This window comes from Moorena sp. SIO1F2 (assembly GCF_010672755.1).
Classification (GTDB): Bacteria; Cyanobacteriota; Cyanobacteriia; order Cyanobacteriales; family Coleofasciculaceae; genus Moorena.
Map to the genome: position 1 here is coordinate 1 of NZ_JAAHFV010000433.1, position 4,937 is coordinate 4,937.

General features: G+C 44.0%; 5 protein-coding genes and 1 pseudogene. 3 read left to right on the forward strand and 3 right to left on the reverse strand.

What is annotated here, in order from left to right:
• Window positions 1-197: 197 nt before the first annotated feature.
• On the forward strand, window positions 198-1,472 hold the full coding sequence (gene mgsA, locus F6J94_RS30170; RefSeq protein ID WP_293047051.1) for a methylglyoxal synthase: 1,275 nt from the start codon (window positions 198-200) through the stop codon (window positions 1,470-1,472).
• A 172-nt stretch (window positions 1,473-1,644) separates the two neighbouring features.
• Here the strand turns inward: mgsA and F6J94_RS30175 are convergent, their stop codons facing one another.
• Window positions 1,645-1,827 (reverse strand): hypothetical protein, encoded by a 183-nt coding sequence (locus F6J94_RS30175; RefSeq protein WP_293047053.1) that lies wholly within the window; start codon window positions 1,825-1,827, stop codon window positions 1,645-1,647.
• 135 nt (window positions 1,828-1,962) lie between these two features.
• On the opposite strand from F6J94_RS30175, the gene F6J94_RS30180 reads away from it, so the two are divergent.
• Entirely contained in the window at window positions 1,963-3,255 is a 1,293-nt protein-coding gene (locus tag F6J94_RS30180; protein WP_293047059.1) for a transposase, read from the forward strand.
• Window positions 3,256-3,356: 101 nt separating this feature from the next.
• On the opposite strand, the gene F6J94_RS30185 is transcribed toward F6J94_RS30180, so the two are convergent.
• A complete protein-coding gene (locus F6J94_RS30185; protein ID WP_293047055.1) occupies window positions 3,357-3,536 on the reverse strand; it encodes a hypothetical protein in 180 nt (59 codons plus the stop codon).
• Between F6J94_RS30185 and F6J94_RS30190 the strand changes: the two genes are divergently transcribed.
• Complete coding sequence (locus tag F6J94_RS30190) at window positions 3,529-4,299, forward strand: sporulation protein (protein WP_293047057.1); 771 nt, start codon at window positions 3,529-3,531, stop codon at window positions 4,297-4,299. The genes F6J94_RS30185 and F6J94_RS30190 overlap by 8 nt on opposite strands.
• A gap of 2 nt (window positions 4,300-4,301) precedes the next feature.
• Here the strand turns inward: F6J94_RS30190 and F6J94_RS30195 are convergent.
• Window positions 4,302-4,907, reverse strand: a pseudogene (locus tag F6J94_RS30195) (fructosamine kinase family protein); the annotation flags it as partial.
• Window positions 4,908-4,937 lie beyond the last annotated feature (30 nt).

A 4,937-nucleotide genomic window follows, 5' to 3' on the forward strand; every position in this document is an offset into this window, starting at 1 on the left:
TGGGAGATAGGGAGATGGGGAGATAGGGAGATAGGGAGATTTGGGAAAGAGAAAGTTTTACCTTTGACGGCAACTTAGTATCGAGTTATCCATAGCCTGACTACACAACTGGAATAAACGCTTTACAATGACGGAAATATTAGGTCATTTGCCCATTGGCCTTTGATAATTTCGGTTTTGAGTTCCGGTACAGTAGTATGCCTGCAAGTATTGCCCTGATTGCCCACGACAACAATAAAAATGATATAGTGGCATTTGTCAAGGGCCACCAAATCGTTTTCTCTCGCTACACCTTAATTGCTACAGGGAACACAGGGAAACAAATTCAAAACTCCACTGGCTTACCGGTTGATTGCTTACTCCCTGGTCCTATTGGTGGAGATGCCCAGTTGTTTGCAGCGGTGGCGGAGGGAAAGGTCTGTGCTGTATTTTTCTTCATCGATGCACTCTATGCTAAATCCCATGAACCTGATATTCAGCCTCTGTTAAGGATTTGTGATGCCCATGATGTAGCGATCGCCACCAACTTAGCTACTGCAGAACTGGTCATCAGTGCCCTAGCGCGAACCCAAGTGGCTCACCTTATTTTTAATCCAGTGGCCGGTCAAGGAGACTCCGATCATGAACTCACCATTATTGAAAACATGCTGGGTGGCCATTTCAATCTCGAGATCCATCAAACCACTCCAGAAATTACAGCGGAAGAATTGACCCAAGGGGCGATCGCAGCCCACGCCGATCTTATCATTGCCTCTGGCGGTGATGGCACCGTATCCGCCGTTGCCAGTCAGCTGATTGATACCAATATTCCCCTCGGCATTATTCCCAGAGGAACCGCTAATGCCTTTTGTCAGGCCTTGGGCATTGGTGGCAGAGTAATGCCCATTCGCGCCGCCTGTCGCATCATTTCCGAAGGCTATACCAAAGTGATTGATGCGGCTCGCTGTAACGACACCCCCATGATTTTATTAACCGGAATCGGTTTTGAAGCAGAAATGGTGGATAAAGCCAGCCGAGAATTCAAGGATCAGTGGGGGGTACTGGCCTATCTGGTAGCGGGATGGCAACAACTGGATGAACAAGAGCTATTTGATGCGGCTGTGGAAATTGAAGACCAGATCTATCGAGTTGATGTGGGGGCTATTACTGTGGCTAACGCGGCTCCCCCTACCTCAGTGTTAGCCCAAGGAATGGGTGAAGTTATTTACGATGACGGGTTACTAGATGTCACCATGGCCAAAGTAGACACAAAACTTCAGGCGGTCACATCAATGGTCAATGCCTTTGGTGCCGCGTTGGTTAACCTGGCACCCAACCAAGACAATATTCATCATGTCCGAACCCACAGTATCAAAATAGCCACAGATCCGCCTCAGAAAGTGGTTGTGGATGGAGAAGTCATAGGAATAACTCCGATCAAAGTTGAATGTATTCCCAACGGATTGACTGTATTTGTCCCCAACCCCAATTAATCTGCCTCAAGCCCAACCAATCTCAGCGGCTCAATCTCTTCTTTTTCGAGAGTATGTTAAGACCTACTCGAGTAAAGTAGAGCATTAGTGATAATGATTTATCGAATAGGGAGAGTTTGAGAGGGAAAAGAATATATTCTTTTCCCTCTCAAGTGGCGTAAGCCACAATTGATCAACCAGGTAATATACCAGTTTTCCCTAGTGATTCTAGATATTCAGACAAACTCAAACCTGCTTTAGCTGCTAATTGCTTTAATCCGTTCCAGGCTGTATTTGTTGCCTTAATAGTGTGTGTTGTTTTTGGTTCGCCATGAAGCCAGGGGCGTCCTGCTTTTCTCGATTTTTGTTTGGCCATACTCTTGTCACTTTAATTTCGGTAATATATAATTAATATAGCACAGTAAAAGAGGTCGATACTATGCAGCTGGGTTACGTCTATAAAATAATTCCAAGTCGTCAACAATAAATTGTGATGAACCAATGGTTAGATATGCTTTTGGCTCAGTACAACTACTTATTAAGAGACAGAAATGAATCCTACGAGCAGGTTAAATCACCCAAACTGGGAAATTACTGTGATTTAAAAACTCGTGGAGAGGCGTGCCCGCTAACTTGTTCAGTCCTTAAGTCAAGTTCGATCGGATATCCTTGGAAAAAGAGTCAGAAGAATCCTCAGCGAAGTGCTTACGAGGCTCAAAGTTCAACTCTTCCCACTCTTAAAAAAGAGCGACCTTGGTACAAATCAATAAATTCAACTGTTTTACAACAAATGTTGAGACAGTTGGACACAGCATTCTCAAAATTTTTCAAGGGAGAGGCAAAATATCCAAAACCTAAAAGGCGTACGCGATTCCGAAGTTTTAAGTATGCCCCAGGCCAGGTAAAACTGGATGGTAATCGAATCTATTTACCAGGTATAGGATGGATGAAATTTCACAATTCTCGTCCTATACCCGATGGTTTTACCATGAAGTCGGTTACTGTTCGTCGAAAGTCACGGGGATGGTTTGTTAGTATTCAGATCGAGGACAAATCGGTTCCAGCCTCACCAGCAAAGACCGCCAAGGAGATTAACCCTGGCCGTGTTAAGGGATGCGATCTAGGAATCAGAAAGCTTGTTAGCGTTAGTAACGGGAAAACTGTTCAAAACCCAGCCAATACTAAGAAATACAAGCGTCAAGCCAGACGTTTAAAATTAAGACAACGAGCTGCAAATCGAAAGAAAAAAGGTTCAAATAACCGCAAGAAATCTTTCAGTAAGGTAGCTTTGTTACATGAACGGGTTGCCAACAAACGTTCTGCATACCATTGGGAAACGGCGAGGAACCTAGTTGATGGCGCAGATGCCCTGGTGTTTGAAGATCTGAACATTAAGGGTATGAAATCTCGCTGTAAACCTAAACCAAATGAAAATGGCGGTTACGACCGCAATGGGCAATCAGCTAAGAGAGGTCTTAACCGTGCGATCTCTGATGCCGCCTGGGGTGAATTAGTTAAAAAGGTTGAGGTCGTGGCTGTAAAGTCAGGCATTCCAGTAATCAAGATTAACCCCAAACATACATCTGTTGAATGTCCAAAGTGTCACCACACTAGTGCAGACAATCGAAAAGGTGAAAAATTTGTATGTACTGAATGTGGGTACCACGATGATGCTGATGTAAATGGAGCAGTAAACATTAAAATGCGAGGTCTTAAGAAACTGGGAATTAACCCCATTCAGCTACCCTCGGGACGTTCGCGTAGCGTGGCCTACGGCCAGGGAAAGTTACGCCCGTGGAGTTAACAGCCGTATAGGTTGTGCCCGGGAATACCCATCCCTGCGACGGGTGGGGAGGTTCAATGCTAGATATAGTTGATCATACTGATGAAATACCTTAAACTTTATTATATCATTTCGGGATAATTACCCTTGAAAGATCTCCCCATCTCCCCATCTCCCCATCTCCCCATCTCCCCATCTCCCCACTCCCTACTCCCGATTCCCGACTCCCTACTCCCTAAAACTCCAGAATCATAGATTAAGCTAGTAGCAAAGTTAGCTAAAAAACTAGAATCTATGTTCAAAAAGCTATTAGCTCAGGTTGGCATTGGAGCAGCAAAGGTAGATACACGTTTGTACTTTGATTCCCTAGCGCCTGGGGAAATGGTAGAAGGGGAAGTTTATATTACTGGGGGAGATGTTTCCCAGAAAATTGATGATATTTATATTTATGTGGTTACGGAATACTTGCGGGAAGAAGAAGATACCGCAATCACAGAGGAATGCATATTAATGCAATATCGCCTCTCGGAACGCTTCAACTTAGAGGCAAAAGAGGAAATAGTAATTCCATTTTCGTTTCCCCTGCCAGAGGAAACACCACTGACATTAACCAGCCAACCAGTATATTTACGTACTGGCTTAGATATTCCCATTGCCGTTGACCCAAAAGACATCGATTACATTGAGGTACATCCACACCCCTTAATGCAAGCGGTATTTGATGCATTAGAAAACCTAGGGTTTCAACTTCATGAAATCGATTGTCAGTACAATACTCACTTCGGGGGTAGATATCCATTCGTCCAAGAGTTCGAGTTTCGACCGATGGGTAAGTATCAGGGTCACTTGGATGAATTGGAAATCATTTTTTCTCTCTACTCAGAAGACTTAGAAGTTTTCCTAGAAATAGACAAACGAGCCCGTGGATTTGGTGGTTTCCTAGAAGAAGCTTTTGATCTAGATGAACGTTATGTCCAATTTCAGGTAACACTGGATGACCTCAATCTTCCTACGGGTGAATTAGAAGCAATGATTGAGGAGATTATTGAGAGCCAAATTAATTAGAATTAATCTTTCAAAATCTGATCAATCATCCGGTTAGCTTGGGATTCATAACCACTACCAAAGAGATTAAAGTGATTGAGGATGTGGTAAAGGTTATAGAGGTTTTTCCGCCGTTTGTAACCTTGCTCTAAGGGCCACACCTCGTTATAGCCTCGATAAAATGCTGCTGGGAAACCACCAAACAATTCGGTCATGGCAATATCAACTTCGCGATCGCCTACATAAGTAGCTGGGTCAAAAATTACTGGTTCTCCCGCCATGGTAATAGCCGCATTACCACCCCATAAATCACCATGTACTAAGGAAGGTTGAGGCTGATGATCCAGTAATTTAGGAACTTCTGCCAGTAATTGGTTTTGTTTGGGGAAATGACCACTGCGACGCCGTGCTAGCTGAAACTGATAACCGAGGCGATACTCTACAAAAAACTCTACCCAATCCGACATCCATTGATTAACTTGTGGTGTGGAACCAATAGTATTATTTTGATTCCAACCAAACTTACCCATCTCGCTTGGAGGTTGGGGAGTAGCAGCCTGATGCATGGCTGCTAACTGATGTCCCATTTTTACCCAAGACTCGGTACTGTTACCACCACCAAGGTCTAGCCCTCATAAAAATCATGAGTTAAACGTGCC

Excerpts from the sequence above, each read along its gene's own strand:
- mgsA (WP_293047051.1), top strand. The coding sequence starts at position 198 with ATGCCTGCAAGTATTGCCCTGATTGCCCACGACAACAATAAAAATGAT.
- F6J94_RS30175 (WP_293047053.1), bottom strand. The coding sequence starts at position 1,827 with ATGGCCAAACAAAAATCGAGAAAAGCAGGACGCCCCTGGCTTCATGGC.
- F6J94_RS30180 (WP_293047059.1), top strand. The coding sequence starts at position 1,963 with ATGCTTTTGGCTCAGTACAACTACTTATTAAGAGACAGAAATGAATCC.
- F6J94_RS30190 (WP_293047057.1), top strand. The coding sequence starts at position 3,529 with ATGTTCAAAAAGCTATTAGCTCAGGTTGGCATTGGAGCAGCAAAGGTA.